14 protein-coding genes are annotated in these 18934 nt (G+C 62.1%); 5 read left to right on the top strand and 9 right to left on the bottom strand.

What is annotated here, in order from left to right; genetic code table 11:
* Positions 1-82 precede the first annotated feature (82 nt).
* Both nrdD and FOT55_RS03875 read right to left on the bottom strand, forming a co-directional pair.
* Positions 83-2221 (bottom strand): anaerobic ribonucleoside-triphosphate reductase, encoded by a 2139-nt coding sequence (gene nrdD, locus FOT55_RS03880; protein WP_147823142.1) that lies wholly within the window; start codon positions 2219-2221, stop codon positions 83-85.
* Between the two features lie 244 nt (positions 2222-2465).
* Positions 2466-3380 (bottom strand): LysR family transcriptional regulator, encoded by a 915-nt coding sequence (locus FOT55_RS03875; RefSeq protein WP_147823141.1) that lies wholly within the window; start codon positions 3378-3380, stop codon positions 2466-2468.
* Positions 3381-3485: 105 nt separating this feature from the next.
* On the opposite strand from FOT55_RS03875, the gene FOT55_RS03870 reads away from it, so the two are divergent.
* Positions 3486-4010 carry an NAD(P)H-dependent oxidoreductase gene (locus tag FOT55_RS03870; RefSeq protein WP_147823140.1) on the top strand — a complete coding sequence of 175 codons (525 nt, stop codon included), beginning with the start codon at positions 3486-3488 and terminating at the stop codon, positions 4008-4010.
* A 28-nt stretch (positions 4011-4038) separates the two neighbouring features.
* Here the strand turns inward: FOT55_RS03870 and treC are convergent, their stop codons facing one another.
* From treC to treR, 3 genes are all read right to left on the bottom strand, one after another.
* Entirely contained in the window at positions 4039-5703 is a 1665-nt protein-coding gene (treC, locus tag FOT55_RS03865; RefSeq protein ID WP_147823139.1) for an alpha,alpha-phosphotrehalase, read from the bottom strand.
* A gap of 67 nt (positions 5704-5770) precedes the next feature.
* A complete protein-coding gene (treB, locus tag FOT55_RS03860; protein WP_025305107.1) occupies positions 5771-7186 on the bottom strand; it encodes a PTS trehalose transporter subunit IIBC in 1416 nt (471 codons plus the stop codon).
* Positions 7187-7323: 137 nt separating this feature from the next.
* Positions 7324-8271: a trehalose operon repressor TreR gene (gene treR / locus FOT55_RS03855; protein ID WP_049204473.1), complete on the bottom strand. Its 948-nt coding sequence runs from the start codon at positions 8269-8271 to the stop codon at positions 7324-7326.
* Positions 8272-8695: 424 nt separating this feature from the next.
* Between treR and mgtA the strand changes: the two genes are divergently transcribed.
* The 4 genes from mgtA to FOT55_RS03835 all read left to right on the top strand — a co-directional run bounded on the left by mgtA (position 8696) and on the right by FOT55_RS03835 (position 14990).
* Positions 8696-11404 (top strand): magnesium-translocating P-type ATPase, encoded by a 2709-nt coding sequence (gene mgtA / locus FOT55_RS03850; RefSeq protein ID WP_147823138.1) that lies wholly within the window; start codon positions 8696-8698, stop codon positions 11402-11404.
* A 143-nt stretch (positions 11405-11547) separates the two neighbouring features.
* Positions 11548-13941 carry a beta-N-acetylhexosaminidase gene (locus FOT55_RS03845; protein WP_147823137.1) on the top strand — a complete coding sequence of 798 codons (2394 nt, stop codon included), beginning with the start codon at positions 11548-11550 and terminating at the stop codon, positions 13939-13941.
* Between the two features lie 141 nt (positions 13942-14082).
* Positions 14083-14661 carry a hypothetical protein gene (locus FOT55_RS03840; RefSeq protein ID WP_147823136.1) on the top strand — a complete coding sequence of 193 codons (579 nt, stop codon included), beginning with the start codon at positions 14083-14085 and terminating at the stop codon, positions 14659-14661.
* Between the two features lie 62 nt (positions 14662-14723).
* Positions 14724-14990 carry a hypothetical protein gene (locus tag FOT55_RS03835; protein WP_147823135.1) on the top strand — a complete coding sequence of 89 codons (267 nt, stop codon included), beginning with the start codon at positions 14724-14726 and terminating at the stop codon, positions 14988-14990.
* Between the two features lie 47 nt (positions 14991-15037).
* Here the strand turns inward: FOT55_RS03835 and ridA are convergent, their stop codons facing one another.
* The 4 genes from ridA to FOT55_RS03815 all read right to left on the bottom strand — a co-directional run bounded on the left by ridA (position 15038) and on the right by FOT55_RS03815 (position 18854).
* Entirely contained in the window at positions 15038-15424 is a 387-nt protein-coding gene (gene ridA / locus FOT55_RS03830) for a 2-iminobutanoate/2-iminopropanoate deaminase (protein WP_004933379.1), read from the bottom strand.
* 159 nt (positions 15425-15583) lie between these two features.
* Complete coding sequence (gene pyrI, locus FOT55_RS03825; RefSeq protein WP_004933377.1) at positions 15584-16048, bottom strand: aspartate carbamoyltransferase regulatory subunit; 465 nt, start codon at positions 16046-16048, stop codon at positions 15584-15586.
* A 12-nt stretch (positions 16049-16060) separates the two neighbouring features.
* Positions 16061-16996, bottom strand: coding sequence for an aspartate carbamoyltransferase (gene pyrB, locus FOT55_RS03820; protein WP_147823134.1), 936 nt, complete (start codon positions 16994-16996; stop codon positions 16061-16063).
* A gap of 289 nt (positions 16997-17285) precedes the next feature.
* Positions 17286-18854, bottom strand: coding sequence for an ABC transporter substrate-binding protein (locus tag FOT55_RS03815; RefSeq protein ID WP_147823133.1), 1569 nt, complete (start codon positions 18852-18854; stop codon positions 17286-17288).
* Positions 18855-18934: the final 80 nt, after the last annotated feature.

Below are 18934 nucleotides of genomic sequence, written 5' to 3'. Positions count from 1 at the left end.
TTGGTGCGCGCTGGCCGAAGGCAAACCGGCTGCGACAATCACGCCTGATGAACAGGCTTCTGCCTAGGCTGCACGGCGCTTTTCAGCCGAGCTGCCCATTACCGAGGTGTTTCACCCGGCGTTTCACCTCCTCCTGCTTGCCGGCGTTGAACGGCCGGGCATCGGGGCTGCCGAGATAGCCGCACACCCGGCGGGTGACCGAGACCTTGGCCGAGTCGTGGTTGCCGCATTTCGGGCAGGTGAAGCCTTTGCTGGTGCAAGAGAATTCACCGGTGAAGCCGCATTCGTAGCACTCGTCGATCGGCGTGTTGGTGCCGTAGTAAGGCACCCGGCTGTAGCTGTAGTCCCACACGTCTTCCAGCGCCTTCAGGTTGTGCTGCAGGTTCGGATATTCGCCGTAGCAGATGAAGCCGCCGCTGGCCAACGGCGGGTAGGGCGCTTCGAAGTCCAGCTTGTCGTACGGATTGACCTTCTTCTCCACGTCGAGGTGGAAGCTGTTGGTGTAATAGCCCTTGTCGGTGACGCCCGGCACCACGCCGAAATCGGCGGTGTCCAGTCGGCAGAAGCGATCGCACAGGTTCTCGCTCGGCGTGCTGTAGAGGCTGAAGCCGTAGCCGGTCTCGTCTTTCCAGGCGTCGACGGCGGCGCGCAGCCGCGTGACGATCGCCACCGCTTTGGCGCGCAGCGCCTCGTCGTCATACACGTGGTTTTCGCCGCCGAACAGCGCGTTGATGGTCTCGTGCAGGCCGATGTAGCCCAGCGAGATTGAGGCGCGGCCATTCTTGAAGATATCGGCGATATTGTCGTCGGCCTTGAGCCGCACGCCGCAGGCGCCTTCCATGTACAAGATTGGTGCCACCCGCGCCTTGATGCCTTCCAGCCGGGCGATGCGCGTCATCAGGGCCTTTTTCGCCAGCTGCAGGCGCTGTTCCAGCAGCGCCCAGAAGCGCGACTCATCGCCCATCGCCTCCAGCGCGATGCGCGGCAGGTTGAGGCTGATGACGCCGATGTTGTTGCGGCCGTCGTGCACCAGTTCGCCGTCCTGCTCGTAGGTGCCGAGGAAGCTGCGGCAGCCCATCGGCGTTTTGAACGAGCCGGTGACCTTCACCACCTGATCGTAGTTGAGGATGTCCGGGTACATGCGCTTGCTGGCGCACTCCAGCGCCAGCTGCTTGATGTCGTAGTTCGGGTCACCGTACTGGTGGTTGAGGCCGTCGCGGATGGCGAACACCAGCTTGGGGAACACGGCGGTCTTGCGGTTCTTGCCCAGCCCGGCGATGCGGTTTTTCAATATCGAGCGCTGGATCAGGCGCGACTCCCAACTGGTGCCAAGGCCGAAGCCGAAGGTGACGAACGGCGTCTGGCCGTTGGCGGTGTGCAGGGTGTTGACCTCGTACTCCAGCGACTGGAAGGCGTCGTAACACTCTTTCTCGGTGCGCGCCATGGCATAGCCTTTGGCATCCGGGATCTGCCACGCTTCCGCCACCTGCAGGTGTTTGCGGAAGCTCTCGTCGACGAACGGCGCCAGAATTTCATCGATGCGGTTGATGGTGGTGCCGCCATAAATATGGCTGGCGACCTGGGCGATGATCTGCGCGGTCACGGCGGTGGCGGTGGAGATCGACTTCGGCGGCTCAATCTCGGCGTTGCCCATCTTGAAGCCGTTGGTCAGCATGCCTTTCAGATCGATCAGCATGCAGTTGAACATCGGGAAGAACGGCGAGTAGTCGAGATCGTGGTAGTGAATTTCGCCGCGTTCATGGGCCAGCACCACGTCGCGCGGCAGGATGTGCTGCTTGGCGTAGTGTTTGGCGACGATGCCCGCCAACAGGTCGCGCTGGGTGGGGATCACCTTGCTGTCCTTGTTGGCGTTCTCGTTCAGCAGCGCGCGGTTGCTCTGCTCGACCAGGCCGCGAATTTCCTGGTTCAGGCGGCCGCGCAGCTCGCGCGCCACGTCGCGATCGTGGCGGTATTCGATATAGGCGCGCGCCAGCTGTTTGTACTCGCCGGCCATCAGCTGGTTTTCCACCGCCTGCTGGATCTCGTGGATATCGACGCGCGGCTGCAGCTCCATGCGCTGAGCGACCACGCGGGCGACGGTAGCGCAGTAGTCGGCGTCGACCACGCCCACCGCCAGCGCGGCGCGCTCGATGGCCTGCGCGATGCGCGCTTCGTCAAAAGGTACCTGGCAACCGTCCCGCTTAATCACTACTGGTTTCACGTTGTACTCCTTGTTCCCCGAGGGAGCGTTCATACCCGCCTGGCATGGCGAGCAACCGTCAAATTTCGCTTATCCACAGGGCAAAGCCGCAGCGCGCAAGGGCTGTGGCGGCGTGTGGATGATTTTGTGGATAACTACTATATATAGGTGTTCGCAATTCTTAATGCACTATATATAGATATTGGCGCGATTCTTTTGATGTAGAACAAGGAAAACGGAAGAGCGTGTGCAAGCTGAACAGACGTCAATCGCCGGTTGGCCGATCGCGGAAATGTTCCAGCAGAAAATCGACCCAGACGCGCACCCGCGGCGGCAGATCCGCCGAAGCGTAATAGAGCCACAGCTGCACCGGGCGCGGCCAGCATTCCGCCAGCACCGGCCGCAGCGTGCCCTGCACGAAGTGTTTCTCGACGTACCAGTGCGCCAGGTTGACGATGCCCAGCCCGGCCAGCGCCGCATCCAGCAACATCTCCGGGCGGCTGACCACCAGCCGGCCGTTCAGATCCAGCGCCAGCGTTTCGCCCTGATGGCGCAGCTGCCATTTGACGTGGCGGCCGTTGGCCGGGTTGCGGTGCAGCAGGCAGTCGTGCCGCAGCAGATCGTGCGGCGTTTGCGGTTCACCGCGCCGCGCCAGATAGTCCGGCGATGCCGCCAGCACCATGTGCATCGGGTAGAGCGGGCGGGCCACCAGCCGGCTGTCGGGATCGACCCGGCTGCCGATGCCGACGTCGAAACCTTCGCCCACCAGATTCACTACCCGCGCATCAAGCGACAGATCGAGATCGATCTGCGGGTAGCGCGCCAGAAATTGCGGGATCAACGGCATCAGCATCTGGCGGCCGAAGCCGGGGATCATCGTGACGCGCACCACCCCGGCAGGCGTCTGCCGTTCGCCGCCGGCGCTTTCCAGCGTCGCCGCCAATGCCTGCCACAGCGGCGCCACCTGCGCCAGCAGCGCTTTGCCCTCGTCGGTCAGCAGCACGTTGTGGGTGTTGCGCTGAAACAGTCGCAGCGCCAGCTTCTCTTCCAGCGCGCGGATGTTTTTGCTGACCGCCGCCGGCGTCACGCCCAGCTGGCGGCCGGCGGCGGAGAAATTTTGCGCCTGCGCGGCGGCGAGGAAGGCCGGCAACAGGCGATGCACGTCAAAGGGTAGTGACATAGTGGTTGATACTTTCGGTTGAAATTGAAGTGACCTCTAACAGCCTACACCCGAAGCGGCGGAAATGGAAAAATGCCCCCATCTTCTTATGACCGAGGAATCGTTATGTCACGCATTTTAGTGTTAACCGCTCACCGCACCCCTGACGAGTCACGCATTAACCAGGCGCTGATCGAGGCCGTACGCACACTGCCTAACGTGACCGTACATGAGCTGATCCGCGCGTACCCGGATTACCGCATCGACGTGGCGCGCGAACAGGAGTTGCTGCAGAGCCATGATGCGGTAGTGATGCTGTTCCCGTTTTACTGGTATAGCTCGCCGGCGATCCTCAGCGAATGGCAGGATGCGGTATTAACCTACGGTTTCGCCTACGGCAGCGAAGGCACCCAACTGCACGGCAAGCCGCTGCAGCTGGTGGTGAGCACCGGCGGTAACGCGCAGGCTTATACGGCGGAAGGGTACAACCGTTATCCGGTGCAGGATCTGCTGCTGCCGTTCCACGCCATGGCCAACCTGACCGGCATGGATTATCTGCCGCCGCATCTGGTGCAGGGCGTGTTCGACATGAGCGATGAACGCCTGGCGCAAGAGGCCGCCGGGGTGGTGGCGCTGATGGGGACATTGTAGGGCGCAGCGCTCGCCGCGCCCTGCGGGGTTAGTCTTCGAGCAGCCACCACACCGCTTCGAACGGCCGCAGCGTCAGCGCCTGCGGCTGGTCTGCCGAATCGGCGTAGTTGCTCATCAGCGGGCGCCACTGCGCGGAGGCTTCCACGCCCTCCGCCGCCCAGGCCAGCGGTTCGCGGCTCAGGTTGGCCGTCACCAGCAGACGCTGGCCGTTCCAGCTGCGCTGATAGCACCACAGCGCCGGGTGTTCCGGCGCCAGATCCTGATAGTCACCGTGGGTCAGCAGCGGATACTGCTTGCGCAGGGTGATCAGCTGGCGGTAGGCATAAAACACCGAGTCGAGATCGGCCAGCGCCGCGTCGGCGTTGATCTGCGGGTAGTTCTCGGCGCAGCCGATCCATGGCGTGCCGGTGGTGAAACCGGCGTGCGGCGCGGCGCTCCACTGCATCGGCGTGCGGCCGTTGTCGCGCGATTTGTCCGCCAGGATCGCCAGCAGTTCGGCATCGCTGCGGCCCTGGGCGCTCAGTTCGGCGTACATGTTCAGGCTTTCCACGTCGCGATACTGCTCGATGGCGCGGAAGCCGGGGTTGGTCATGCCGATCTCTTCACCCTGGTAGATATAAGGCGTGCCCTGCATGCCGTGCAGCACCATCGCCAGCATTTTGGCAGCCGGTACCCGCAGTGCGCCTTCATCGCCGAAGCGCGACACAATGCGCGGCTGATCGTGGTTGCACCAGAACAGCGCGTTCCAGGCGCGGTTATGCATTCCTTGCTGCCAGTGGCGGAAGATCTGCTTCAGTTCCACGTAATCCGGCGTCGCCCGCGTCCATTTTTCGCCGCCGGCGTAGTCCACCTTCAGGTGGTGGAAGTTGAAGGTCATCGACAGCTCTTCGCCGCTCTGCGCCGCGTATTGCTGGCAATGCTCGAGCGTGGTGGAGGACATCTCGCCCACCGTCATCAGGCCGCGCGGCTGAAACACCTCGCGGCTCATCTCCTGCAGGAATTCGTGAATGCGCGGGCCGTCGGTGTAGAAGCGGCGGCCGTCGCCCTGGCTGTCGGACGGGAAGTCCTGCTGTTTGGACACCAGGTTGATCACGTCGAGGCGCAGGCCGTCGACGCCTTTATCCGCCCAGAACTGACACACTTTCTTCAGCTCTTCGCGCACCGGCGGGTGTTCCCAGTTGAGATCCGCCTGCTCGGCGGCGAACAGATGCAGGTAGTACTGGCCGCTGTCGGCGTGCCACTGCCAGGCGTTGCCGCCGAACTTGGAACGCCAGTTGTTCGGCGGCGTATCGCCTTCGCCGTCGCGCCAGACGTAGAATTGACGATACGGGCTGTGGCGATCCTGCGCGGCCTTGAACCACGGGTGCTCGGTCGAGGTGTGGTTGAACACCATGTCCATCACGATGCGGATGCCGCGCCGGTGGGCGGCGGCGACCAACTGCTCGAAGTCCGCCATCGTGCCGTAAGCCGGATCGATGGCGCAGTAGTCCGCCACGTCATAGCCGTTGTCCACCTGCGGCGATACGTAGACCGGCGTCAGCCAGATGGCGTCGACGCCCAGCTCCTGCAGATAGTCCAGTCGCCGCGTCACGCCGGCCAAATCGCCGTAGCCGTTGCCGGTGCTGTCCTGAAAACTCTTTGGATAAATTTGGTAGATGACGCCGTTCTGCCACCAGAGGGTTGGGTTGCTCATAGTTCAATACCTTTGAATCGTGACAACGGGCCCGCGTGAGCAGGCCCCTACATTCATCTTGCGTCAATCAAACCGGCAGCTCGCCGCGGGCGGCCTTGCGTTTGTAGACCATGATGGTCAGCACCAGCGGGATGACGATCGCCACCAGAATCGCCAGCGAGTAAATCAGCCAGAACTGCGGCTTGATAGACAGAATGCCCGGCAGGCCGCCGACGCCGATGCCGTTGGCCATCACGCCGTCCAGCCCGCAGATAAGGCCGGCGATCGCGGAGCCGATCATCGCGCACAGCATTGGGAAGCGGTATTTGAGGTTGATGCCGTACATCGCCGGTTCGGTCACGCCGAGGTAGGCGGAGATCGCCGCCGGCACCGAGATTTCACGCTCGTTGGCCTTGCGGCTGATGATGATGATGCCGAGCACCGCCGAGGCCTGCGCGATGTTGGACAGCGCAATCAGCGGCCACACCGGGGTGCCGCCCATGCTCTGGATCATCTGCATGTCGATAGCCAGCGTGGTCTGGTGCACGCCGGTGATCACCAGCGGCGCATACAGGAAGCCGAACAGCGCGGCGCCCACCGGCGCGAAGCTGCCGGTCATCACCGCTTTCACCGCCCAGGCGACGCCGTCGCCGATCATGCGGCCGAATGGCCCGATCAGCGCGTGTGCCAGGAACACCGCCAGCAGCAGCGAGACCACCGGCACCACCACCAGATAGAGATAGTCGGGAACGATCTTTTTCAGCCGGGTTTCGATCCAGCCCAGCGCCATGCCCGCCAGGATCGACGGGATCACCTGCGCCTGATAGCCCACTTTCTGGATCACGAACCAGCCGAAGTTCCACACTTCCGGCGTTTGCTGGCCGAGCAGGTAGGAGTTCATCAGCTGCGGAGACACCAGGGTGACGCCCAGCACGATGCCGAGCACCGGCGTGCCGCCCATCTTTTTCACCGTCGACCAGCAGATGGCCACCGGCAGGAACATGAAGATCGCTTCACCGAGCAGCCACAGGAAGTCGTAAACGGTTTTCCACGCCGGGTGCATCTGCGCCAGCGTTTGGCCGTCGGACATCGGGATGTCGCCGATCACGTTGCGGAAGCCGAGGATCAGACCGCCGCTGATCAGCGCCGGCAGCAGTGGGAAGAAGATCTCGGCGAAGTGGGAGATGGTGCGCTCAGTCCAGGTCATGTTCTGGCGCGCGGCCACCTTGGCCTGCTCCTTGTCGGCCTCGTTGACGCCGGTGCTGGCGATCAGCGCCTGATAGTAGTCGCCGACGTCGGTGCCGATCACCACCTGGAACTGCCCGGCGTTGGTGAAGCAACCCTTGACCATCGGTAGCGCTTCGATCTCTTTCGGTTTCGCCTTGTTGGGATCGTTGAGGACGAAACGCAGCCGGGTAATGCAATGGCTGACGGTGGCGATGTTCTCGCGGCCGCCGACCAAAACAATCAGGCGATCAATATCCTGCTGTTTTACTTTGCTCATTATGGGATACCTGCAGAGGTGTTGACTGAGTAATGATCAAAGCTTAGCCACTCGGCTTTTTGAATGAAATGGGAACGTTCCCGGATTGGGGCGAGGATCACAAAATGACAAAAAATGGTCAACTTCTAATCAGGTCGTCAGGAAAGTTTGCTGGGCACCACCAGGCGGCGGATCCCCTGTTCGCCACTGAGCTGTGCCAACAGCTGCTGCGCCGCCAGCAGGCCGGCGCTGCCGTAGCCGAACTCCACCGACAGGGTGTCGGGGAACAGGAAGCTGAGCAGCGGGGTGTTACCGATGGCGCATACCTGGATGGCGCGCGTCGGCTGCTGTTGCAGGTATTTGATCGCCCCCAGGGCGATGCTGTCGGAGGCGCAAACCAGCGCGCTGGTGTGCGCGTCAATCACTTCGGCGGCGTGCTGGAAACCGCTCTGGTAGCTCAGCTCGCCCAGCGTGGCGCGCGGCGTGAGCGTGAGGCGTTCACAGGCGTCGAGATAGGCCTGGTAGCGGCGCTGGCCGGTGGTGGCGTCGCTGAGCTGCACCCCCAGATAGCCGATATGCCGATGCCCTTGCCGATACAGGCGATCCATCAGCAGGTTCACCGCGCCGGCGTCGTCGTAGCAGACGGACGAGAAGCCGTCGTATTCGCGCACCATCACCACCATTTTTTCCTGCCACGGCTTGAGCATCGCCGCGGTCAGGCCGGTGAAGCCAAACAGGATCACGCCGTCGACGTTGCGCTGATGCAGCACGTGCAGATGCTCCTGCACCAGGCGAGTTTCGAACTGGCTCTCCATCACGATCGGATCGAAGCCCTGCTGGTACAGCAACGGCAGCATGGTGCGCACCGCCTGGTTTTCCGACGGCGAATCGAGACGGGAAACGATAATGCCCACCACTTTGTCGCTCTGGCCGCGCATGGCGCGTGCCGACTTGGAGGGGGTAAACCCTTGCTGACGGATCACCGCTTCCACCCGTTCACGGGTTTGCGGGCTCACGCTGCCTTCATTGTTCAACACGCGTGAGACGGTGGATTTACCTACGCCGCTCAGGCGTGCGATGTCCTTGATGGTCAGCCGGTTTTGCATGGTTTACTTTTCGTTGAAGTGGACAGGCGTAACATAACGGCCTGTAAAACAATGCCCGTCAGCATAGCTCATTTTCCGACGCGGATCTTGATGCAAAACGGGATTGTGACATTGCGATGAACGGCCGCTCCTGCCGCTCTGTTTTTCCCTTTACCGGAGGTTATTCCCCATATGGACCCCGACCCGACTGCTTTAGACACTCACTCGGTTCTCCGGTAAAACCTCTCCGCCTGGCGCTGCTGTTTTACCGGTGAAGTACATCACGGTAACCGGTAGCGCGCGCTTCGTCGTTCGCTCCTGCTGCTGAAAAAAAGAATAAGGATCTGCGTTGGCAGAGGCTTTTTGGCGCACCCGCCATCCGCCCGGCCGATGACGATCCCCGTTTACCCGCTGCCGTGAGGCACCGGGCGACGAGGTGCGAACCATGAAACTGAAAAAACTCCCCCGTCAGCTGCTGGGCCTGTTCGCCCGCGGCCTCCCGCGCCGTTTGGTGCGCCGCGACAGCCTGCTGGACAGCGTCGGCGGCGCTGCGCGCGACATGCCGGCCGGCCTGGCGCAGCAGCGGCTGGAATGCGCCGCCGCAGAAACGATGCAGCTGTTTGAGCGTTTCCACAGCCACCCGGAAGGCATCACCGCCCATGAGGCGGAACAGGTGCGCCAGCGCTGCGGCGAGAACGTCATCGACGATCAACAGAAAGAGGCCTGGTGGCAACACCTCTGGCACTGCTACCGCAACCCGTTCAACCTGCTGCTGACCGCGCTCGGCATGATCTCTTACGCTACCGAGGATCTCACCGGCGCGTTGGTGATCGCGCTGATGGTGCTGATCTCCACGCTGCTGAACTTCATCCAGGAGGCGCGCTCCAACCGGGCGGCCGACGCGCTGAAGGCGATGGTGAGCAACACCGCCACGGTGATCCGCAGCGATGCGCTCACCGGCAAGAGTGAGCATGTGGAGCTGCCGATCGCGCAGCTGGTGCCGGGCGACATCATCAAGCTGGCGGCCGGCGACATGATCCCGGCGGATCTGCGCGTGCTGTCGGCCAAGGATCTGTTCATCAGCCAGGCGGCGCTGACCGGTGAATCGCTGCCGGTGGAAAAATCCGCGGCGCCGCAGGCGTTGGCGGCCGATCCGCTCGACTGCCAGAACCTGTGCTTCATGGGCACCAACGTAGTCAGCGGCACCGCGCTGGCGATGGTGATTGGCACCGGCGGCGGCACCTATTTCGGCCAGTTGGCGCAGCGCGTCACCAGCCAGGATGAGCAGCCGAACGCCTTCCAGAGCGGTATCAGCAAGGTCAGCTGGCTGCTGATCCGCTTTATGCTGGTGATGACGCCGATCGTGCTGCTGATCAACGGCTACACCAAGGGCGACTGGTGGGAGGCGGCGCTGTTCGCGCTGTCGGTGGCGGTCGGGCTGACGCCGGAAATGCTGCCGATGATCGTCACGTCGACGCTGGCCAAAGGGGCGGTGAAGCTGTCGCGCCAGAAGGTGATCGTCAAACGCCTGGACGCCATCCAGAACTTCGGCGCGATGGACATTCTGTGCACCGACAAGACCGGCACCCTGACCCAGGACAAGATCGTACTGGAGCGCCACACCGATGTGTTCGGTGCCAGCAGCGAGCGGGTGCTGCGCTACGCCTGGTTGAACAGCTTCTACCAGACCGGGCTGAAAAACCTGCTCGACGTGGCGGTGCTGAGCTGCGCGGAGCAAAATCAGCAGCCGCAGGCGCTGCAAAACTACCGCAAGGTGGATGAGATCCCGTTCGATTTCGTGCGCCGCCGCATGTCGGTGGTGGTGGCCAAAGACAACGAGTATCACGAGCTGGTGTGCAAGGGCGCGCTGGAAGAGATGCTGGCGATTTGCAGCCACGTGCGCCACGAAGACGAGGTGATCCCGCTGAGCGAGGCGCTGCTGGCGAGGATCCGCCGCATCACCGACGATCTCAACCAGCAGGGGCTGCGGGTGGTGGCGGTGGCCAACAAGATCCTGCCGGCGCAAACCCATGAATACGGCGTGGCGGACGAGTCGGATCTGATCCTCGAAGGCTACGTCGCCTTCCTCGATCCGCCGAAGGAAAGCACCGCGCCGGCGCTGGCGGCGCTGAAACAGAACGGCGTCACGGTGAAGATCCTCACCGGCGACAACGAACTGGTGGCCGCCAAAGTGTGCCGTGACGTCGGGCTCGAGGCCGATCATCTGCTGCGCGGCGGCGAGATCGAGCAGATGGACGACGAGCAGCTGGCGCAGGCGGCGGCGCGCACCACGGTGTTCGCCAAGCTGACGCCGCTGCACAAGGAGCGCATCGTCAAACTGCTGCGCCGCCAGGGGCACGTGGTGGGCTTTATGGGCGACGGCATCAACGACGCGCCGGCGCTGCGCGCGGCAGATATCGGCATCTCCGTCGATTCGGCGGTGGATATCGCCAAGGAAGCGGCGGACATCATCCTGCTGGAAAAAAGCCTGATGGTGCTGGAGCAGGGGGTGATCGAAGGGCGCCGCACCTTCGCCAACATGCTGAAATACATCAAGATGACCGCCAGCTCCAACTTCGGCAACGTGTTCAGCGTGCTGATCGCCAGCGCCTTCCTGCCGTTCCTGCCGATGCTGCCGCTGCATCTGTTGATTCAGAACCTGATGTATGACATCTCGCAGATCGCCATCCCGTTCGATAACGTCGACGACGATCAGATCACCCAGCCGCAGCGCTGGAACTCCGCTGATTTGGGGCGGTTTATGGTGTTCTTTGGGCCGATCAGTTCGATCTTCGACGTGCTGACCTTCAGCCTGATGTGGTGGGTATTCAAGGCCAACACGCCGGAAATGCAGACGCTGTTCCAGTCCGGCTGGTTCGTGGAAGGGCTGCTGTCGCAAACGCTGATCGTGCACATGATCCGCACGCGCAAAATTCCGTTTATCCAGAGCCGCCCGTCCTGGCCGCTGTGCATCATGACGCTGGCGGTGATCGCCACCGGCATCGGCCTGGTATTCTCGCCGCTGGCCGGCTTCCTGCAGCTGCAGGCGCTGCCGCTCGGTTACTTCCCGTGGCTGGTGCTGATCCTCGCCGGTTACATGGTGCTGACCCAGTGTGTGAAAGGCTGGTTCGTGCGCCGCTACGGCTGGCAATAACCCGCTCGCCCCCTCCGGCCGGGAGGGGGCAACTGTGATCCCGTCCGCTTTTTCACCGCAACGGTTGGACATCTGTTCTGTGCTGAGTCTTTATCTACAGCGTTGGCTGTTTTTATTGATTTTTTTCCTCTGAGGAATTTCCGATGCACAGACCTTTCCGTTATACGCTACTGGCTTCATCGTTATGGTTTTCTTGCGGCGCACTGGCGCAGCCGGCGGGTGATTTGCCGCTGATGCCCTGGCCGCAGCAGGTGGAAGTGACGCAACCGGCGGGCAAGCTGGTGCTGGATCACCGCTTGTCCCTGACGCTGCAGGGTGACGACTTGGGCGACGCGCTGCCGCGCTGGCGCCAGCGCATCGAGTTGCAGACCGGCTGGACGCTGGCGCTGAGGGAAGAAGCAAACGGCGCGGCGATCAAGGTGGTGATCAAGGACCGGGTGGCGGCGCAGCCGCTGCCGGGCAGCGACGAGAGTTACCGGCTGGCGGTCACGCCGCAGGGTGCCACGCTGACCGCCAACACCCGCTTCGGCGCGCTGCGCGGCATGGAAACCCTGCTGCAGCTGCTGCAGACCGACGGGCAAAACACCTTCCTGCCGCTGGTGGATATCCGCGACGTGCCGCGTTTTCCGTGGCGCGGTGTGCTGCTGGATTCGGCGCGCCATTTTCTGCCGCTGCCGGACATTTTGCGCCAGCTCGACGGCATGGCGGCGGCCAAGCTCAACGTATTCCACTGGCACCTGACCGACGATCAGGGCTGGCGCTTTGCCTCCGAGCATTACCCCAAACTGCAACAGCAGGCCAGCGACGGCCTGTTTTACACCCGTGAGCAAATGCGGCAGGTGGTGGCTTACGCCACGGCGCGCGGCATTCGCGTGGTGCCGGAGATCGACATGCCGGGGCACGCCTCCAGCATCGCGGTGGCCTATCCCGATCTGATGAGTGCGCCGGGGCCGTATCGCATGGAGCGCGAGTGGGGCGTGCATAAGCCGACGCTCGATCCAACCCGCGACGAGGTGTATCAGTTTGTCGATGCGATCGTCGGCGAGCTGGCGGCGATCTTCCCCGATCCTTATCTGCACATCGGCGGCGACGAAGTGGACGCCAGCCAGTGGCGGGCGTCGCCGTCGATTCAGGCGTTTATGCAGCAGAACGGGCTGGCGGATACCCATGCGCTGCAGGCCTACTTCAACCAGAAGCTGGAAAAGATCCTCGAGAAGCATCAGCGGCAGATGGTCGGTTGGGACGAGATCTACCATCCGTCGCTGCCGCGCTCGATCGTCATTCAATCCTGGCAGGGGCAAGACTCGCTGGGCGCCAGCGCGCAGGACGGCTATCAGGGCATCCTCTCCACCGGTTTCTACCTCGATCAGCCGCAAAGCACCGCCTATCACTACCGCAATGAAATTCTGCCGCAGCCGCTGGGGGTTGAGACGGCGGTGCAACCCGGCGAGCAGGCGCAAAGCTGGCGTTTCAGCATGCCGCGTCTGAAGGGTAGCGCGGTGGAGGGCAGCTTCACGCTGATCGAGGGCAAGCAGGGCTGGCGCGGCTTTATCGATTTCAACGGCAAGTCGCGCCGCGCGGTGCACGACATCGTCTGGCGCACGCCGCAGCAGGTGACGTTCCGCGTCGATACCTGGATGGGCGACACGCGGCCGGTGGTCACGCTGCAACAGGACAAGCTCAGCGGCTATACGCTGGTCGGCAACGTGCGTTACCCCACCAGCGGCGACAAGCTGGCGGCGGCGCCGGCGGGCAAGATGCCGGTGGTGCCGGACGAGAAAGGGCAGGCCAATATTCTCGGCGGTGAAGCGGCGCTGTGGGCGGAAAACGTGCGCGCGCCGCTGATCGATCTCAAGCTGTGGCCGCGCGCCTTCGCGGTGGCGGAGCGGCTGTGGTCGGCGCAGGACGTTACCGACGAAAGCAACATGTACCGGCGGCTGGCGGCGATCGACGCCTGGTCGGTGGTGTCGGTCGGCCTGCAGCAGCATGCGGAAACGGCGCGCGAATTCACCCGGCTGAGCAACAGCGTGCAGATCGCGCCGCTGCAGATCCTGGCCGAGGCGGTGGAACCGGCGCAGTATTACACCCGGCAGCACCTGAAGTTCCAGGCCGGCAACTATCATCAGTTCGAACCGCTGAACCGCTTTGCCGATGCGCTGCCGCCGGAGAGCGGCGCGGTGCGTGACATGCATGCCCAGGTTGCGGCTTTGCTGAAGGATAAGCGCGATAAGGCGGCGGCGCAGGCGCTGCGCGAACGGTTGCAGCGCTGGCAGGCGAACGGCGCGGCGTTGCAGACGGCGATCGCGGGCAACCGCACGCTGCGGGAGCTGGCGCCGGTGGCGCAGGACGTCGATGCCCTGGCCGCATTGGGGTTAACGCTGCTGGAGCGGTATCAGCAGGACAAACCGCTGAGCCGAACCGAGGCAGAACAAGCGCAGCGCCGGCTGGATGCGGCGGCGCAGACGCGTGACGAAGTGGTGATTGCCGCGGTATACCCGCTGGAGGCGCTGCTGCGGGGGATGCAAATGGCGCCGTAAGGAGAGGTGGCGAAGAAACTGCGGGGCGTATTCCATATCTCGACATTGCGATGTGGTTGAAAGAGCAGAAACGACGGGCTGGTTGTAAAATCCAGCCCGATTTGTTCATTCAATACGGTTTACGCATTCAAGGGATTGATAATGCCGCATGTTTTTAATGTCCGATTGATTGGAGAAGGCGCACTGGCTGCAGCCAATGACCTCTTTGCTGAGGCCGGGTATGGCGTCCGGGTGCAAATGATGAATGCTGAAGATTTTGAGTGGTGCGTTGCGTTGGCTCGCCAACAACCCGAAGAGCGCCGTATTCCCTGGGCGTTGAATGGCGCCGCGTTGGGCGATCCTGACGGCTTTATGTTTAGCTTTAAGATACAGGGCATCGATGACCGGCCGGCAGGCGCCTGTCTCTGCCGGTTTTGTCCGGCTGCAGGCGAGCATCTGGCGATGTTAAATATTGAGATGCTGCAGAATTTTCGTATTAGAGACTCGAGCCTTGATGGAAATACGCTACGTTTTGCACTCTATGTCGCCGTGCTCTTTATGGTGGATACGGCATGCGCAGGTTTGCGCTTAATATCGCCGATTAATACGGAGTTGGCTGATTATTATATAAATCATCATCATTTTGTCGACCTCACCGGGGGGCTCAAACAGATACTTTATCGAGACGCTGAGGCGCTTTTCCTGTGGTTCCAGGAAGGTTTTTCGCCGCCGGCCTCATAATTGAAGGTGGGTGAAATTTGCGCAATAATGGCGAAATGCCGGTAGGGTCACAGGAGGTTCGCATGGTGATAAAGTCAACAAAACGTCAGGTAACAAAACCTGCCTCTTATGAGCTGAAGGTGTATAAATTCGGCATGGAAGGTGTAGATGCAGTGAACACCTATACATCTGAACAGATTGACCGCATAACGCCTCGCGGCAAACCGATTACGGCTTCGCGAGAAGAGGTTATCGCCGTTTTAAAACAGTCGGTTAAACAGGTTAACGCTTTATCCTCTCCGGCTGCTGAAACTCTGGGCTGTGTCCGTCGGCGCCCTGCATTCAAGTAATGTAAAAACGGCCAGTCTGCACTGGCCGTGATTCGCATGCGTGTCGATTAACGACGCACGGCGATGGCTTCGATTTCGATCTTCACGTCTTTCGGCAGACGCGCCACTTCCACGCAGGAGCGGGCCGGGAACGGCGCGCTGTGCTCGGTGAAGAAGGCTTCGTACGCGGCGTTGACGGTGGCGAAGTCGTTCAGGTCTTTCACGAATACGGTGGTTTTCACGATGTCGGCAACGATCAGGCCGGCGGCTTCGACGATCGCTTTAACGTTTTCCAGCGACTGGCGCGCTTGTGCGGCGACGTCGTCGGCGACGGCGCCGGTTTTCGGATCGACCGGGATCTGGCCGGAAGTGATGATCATGCTGCCCAGATCAACGCCCTGCACGTAAGGACCAATGGCTGCCGGGGCGAGTTCAGTGCTGATATTACGTGACATGTTTTCTCCTGATAGACCCGTTGTCTTTCACGCCGCCGCGCGGTCGGCCGCAGCGTAAAATTCGGTGGGTAGCAACGTGGGTAGAGTAATTTTCAGAGGACCCATTATAGGGCGTCACCGGGAGAATGACAGCGCCATCTCCCGGCGCCCATGCCGGGCTTAGTCCGCCTGCAGCACCACCTGATGCTCGAACTCTTTTTCGCAGTAGCGGCATTTCAGGTGCACTTCGCCGCCGCGCGATTTGACGCTGAAGCTCGACGCCACCGGCTCGCTGCGGCTGATGCAGTTGCCGTTCGGGCAGGTCAGCACGCCGTCGATGTGGTCCGGCAGGCTGAGGGTCAGCTTGCGTACCACTTCATAGTTGTCGATGCGGTTTACCGTGGCCTTCGGCGCGTACATCGCCAGCTGGTTGGCCTGCTGCTCGGTCAGGAAGGTGTTCTCGATCTTGATCAGATCCTTGCGGCCCAGCTCGTTGGAGGGCAGGTTCAGGCCGATGGTGATGCGCTGGTCGGTGGCGGTCAGCTTGAACAGCGTCAGCAGTTTGAAACCGATCTGCGCCGGAATGTGGTCGATCACCGTGCCGCATTTGATCGCTTCGACCTGCAGTTTGTTGTCGTGAGTCATGGCGGTTCCCCCTTAAAGATCCAAATCTGCGTTGAGCACCAGCGCCAGCAGCGCCTGGCGGGCGAAGATGCCGTTGCCCGCCTGCTGGAAGTAGTAAGCGTACGGCGTTTTATCCACGTCGGTGGCGATCTCGTCGATGCGCGGCAGCGGGTGCAGCACCTTGAGGTTGGCGCGCGCGCCGGCCAGATCCGCAGCGCGCAGGACGAACTGCGCCTTCACGTTGGCGTACTCGGACGGATCGAGGCGCTCTTTCTGCACCCGGGTCATGTAGAGAATATCCAGCTCCGGCACCACTTCTTCAATGCTGCTGTGCAGGCTGTACTCGATGCCTTTCTCTTCCAGCATTTTCAGGATGTAGGCCGGCATCGCCAGCGCGTCCGGGGCGATGAAGTAGAAGCGGTTGCCTTCGAACTTGGCCAGCGCCTGGGTGAGCGAGTGTACGGTGCGGCCGTACTTCAGGTCGCCGACCATGGCGATGCTGAGGTTGCTCAGGCGGCCCTGGGTTTCCTGGATGGTGAACAGATCCAGCAGGGTCTGGGTCGGGTGCTGGTTGGCGCCGTCGCCGGCGTTGAGCACCGGCACGTTACCGGAGAATTCCGAGGCCATGCGCGCTGCGCCTTCCTGCGGATGGCGCATCACGATGGCGTCCACATAGGTGCTGATCACCGAGATGGTGTCGGCCAGGGTTTCGCCTTTCTTGCCGAGCGAGGTGTTGCTGCCGTCGGCGAAACCGACCACCGAGGCGCCGAGGCGGTGCATCGAGGTTTCGAACGACAGGCGGGTACGGGTCGAGGCTTCAAAGAAGCAGCTGGCGATCACCTTGTGTTTCAACAGCTCCGGCTGCGGGTTGGCTTTCAGACCGGCGGCGGTGCGCAGCACCAGCTCCAGATCCTCGCGGCTGAGATCGTTAATAGAGATGATGTGTTTGTGATACAGCGGGTTGGCCATTTTTCACTCCTCCTCGACGCGTGCCCGTGGCGCGGGACTTTTTAAGGCAAAAAAAAGCCCCTCAATGAGGGGCTTGAAAAGATCGGTTTAGCAACAGGAGAAACAACGGCAGCTGGCCGCCGATAGGCAGTCGGTTTTGTCGATTGCGGCTAACAAAACAAACGTCGTTTTTCATGCTTTCTCCTGGCAAATTGTGGCGCATTATACTCGCGCTTTTCGCCACTGCAAGCGTTAAAACGCCGTTTTTTGCCGCCCCGCAATCGATTGGCCGGCGATGGCCGCCCGCCGGCTATTTGCTGACGCGATCGTAGTAGACCATGTCGGCGTTCAACCCCTGTTGATAGCCTTTGACGTTGTCGCGCAGCACCACTTCGGTTTTAGCCTGATCGATAAACACGTACGGCGAACTGCGCTGCAGCTCCTGCTGCATGGCGGTGTACAGCGCGCGGCGCTTGGCTGGATCGGCTTCGGCCAGCGCCGCCAGCGTCTGCTTATTCAACTGCGGGATCTGCCAGCCGTTCAGCCCGGCCACCGTGCTGCTGTTGCCGTCGTTGTAGGCGAAGGCGCTGGCGTTGGAGTGGGCGTCGAAGTAATCCGGGATCCACAGCCGGATCGCCGCCTGATGCTGCCTGGCGCGCACGCGTGAGTAAACCTGGCTGCCCGCGGCCGGCAGCAGTTCGATCTTCACACCGGCGGCGGCGAAGCTGCCCTGCAGCGCCTGCGCGATGGTGATGAACGGCGGTTTGTTCTCTACGTCCAGCGTAAAGGCGGCGTGGGTGATGCCCGCCTTGGCCAGGATGGCTTTCGCCTTAGCCGGATCGTAGCTGAATGGGTTGGTCTCCAGCGCGCCCGGCAGCCCGACCGGCAGGAAGCTCTGGTGCACGAAGTATTGGCCCTTCAGCAGATCCTTCGTGATGCCCTGATAATCCACCAGATAGCGCGCCGCTTCCCAGAAGGCCGGGTTGTTCAGCAGCGGATTGGCGCCGTTGCCGGTGTTGAACACCAGGTAGTTTTGCTCGGCGGACGGGATCTCCAGCACCTTGACGCCCGGCTGGTTCTTCAGCGTGTCGGTCTGATCGGCGCCGAGTTCGCGGGCGATATCAGCGTCGCCCTGCTGGATCAGCAGGCGGCGGGTGGCCGGATCCGGTACGTTTTTAATGATGATGTTTTTCAGCTGCGGCTTGTCGCCCGGCGAGGTGGGGTTGGCGTCCAGCACGATCGCCTGATGCGGCTGATAGACGCGCATCTTGAACGGGCCGCTGCCGGCGGAGTGCATTTTCAGCCAGGCGTTGCCGAAGTCGCCGTCTTTGACGTTGGCCAGCGCCGCCTTGCTGTCGACGATCGAGGCGATCGGCGTCGAGAGGATATTCAGCGCCACCGCCGGGCTGACGTCCGCCGTCCAGCGCATCTGCACGGTATGGTCGTCGATCTTCTTCAGCTGCGCGTCGATGTTGTCCGGCTGCCAGCCGAGCACGTTGAGGATGAACGCCGGCGACTTGTTCATTTTCACCGCGCGGCTGTAAGAGAAGATCACGTCGTCAGCGGTCAGCGGATTGCCGGAGGCAAACGCCGCCTGCGGCCGCAGTTTCACCGTCAGCGTTTTAGCTGCCGCATCGCCCTGCCAGCTTTCCGCCAGCACCGGCGCCACCTTAGCCGGATCGTCGCGATCCGCCTGCACCAGACGCTGATACAGGCTGGGCACTGTCTGGATGCTGGAGAGTTCGTTGGCTTCCGCCGGATCGAGGCTGACGATGTCATCCAGCGATTGCACCACCACCAGCGTATTCGGCGGCGTGGCGGCTAACGTGGCGGTGGGCAGGGCGGCGAGCAGGAACAGCGGCAAGAGTTTGGCTTTCATCGGTGTGTATCCCCTGAAGGCGCCGCAAGGCGGCGCTGAGAACGGTTTGTTATCGTTGGTTTTTACGGCGCGGGCGCCGT

Origin of the sequence: Serratia bockelmannii (assembly GCF_008011855.1) — a bacterium.
GTDB classification, from domain to species: domain Bacteria; phylum Pseudomonadota; class Gammaproteobacteria; order Enterobacterales; family Enterobacteriaceae; genus Serratia; species Serratia bockelmannii.
Note: the sequence above shows the minus strand (reverse complement) of the source record. Positions and strands in the feature narration are given on the sequence as shown.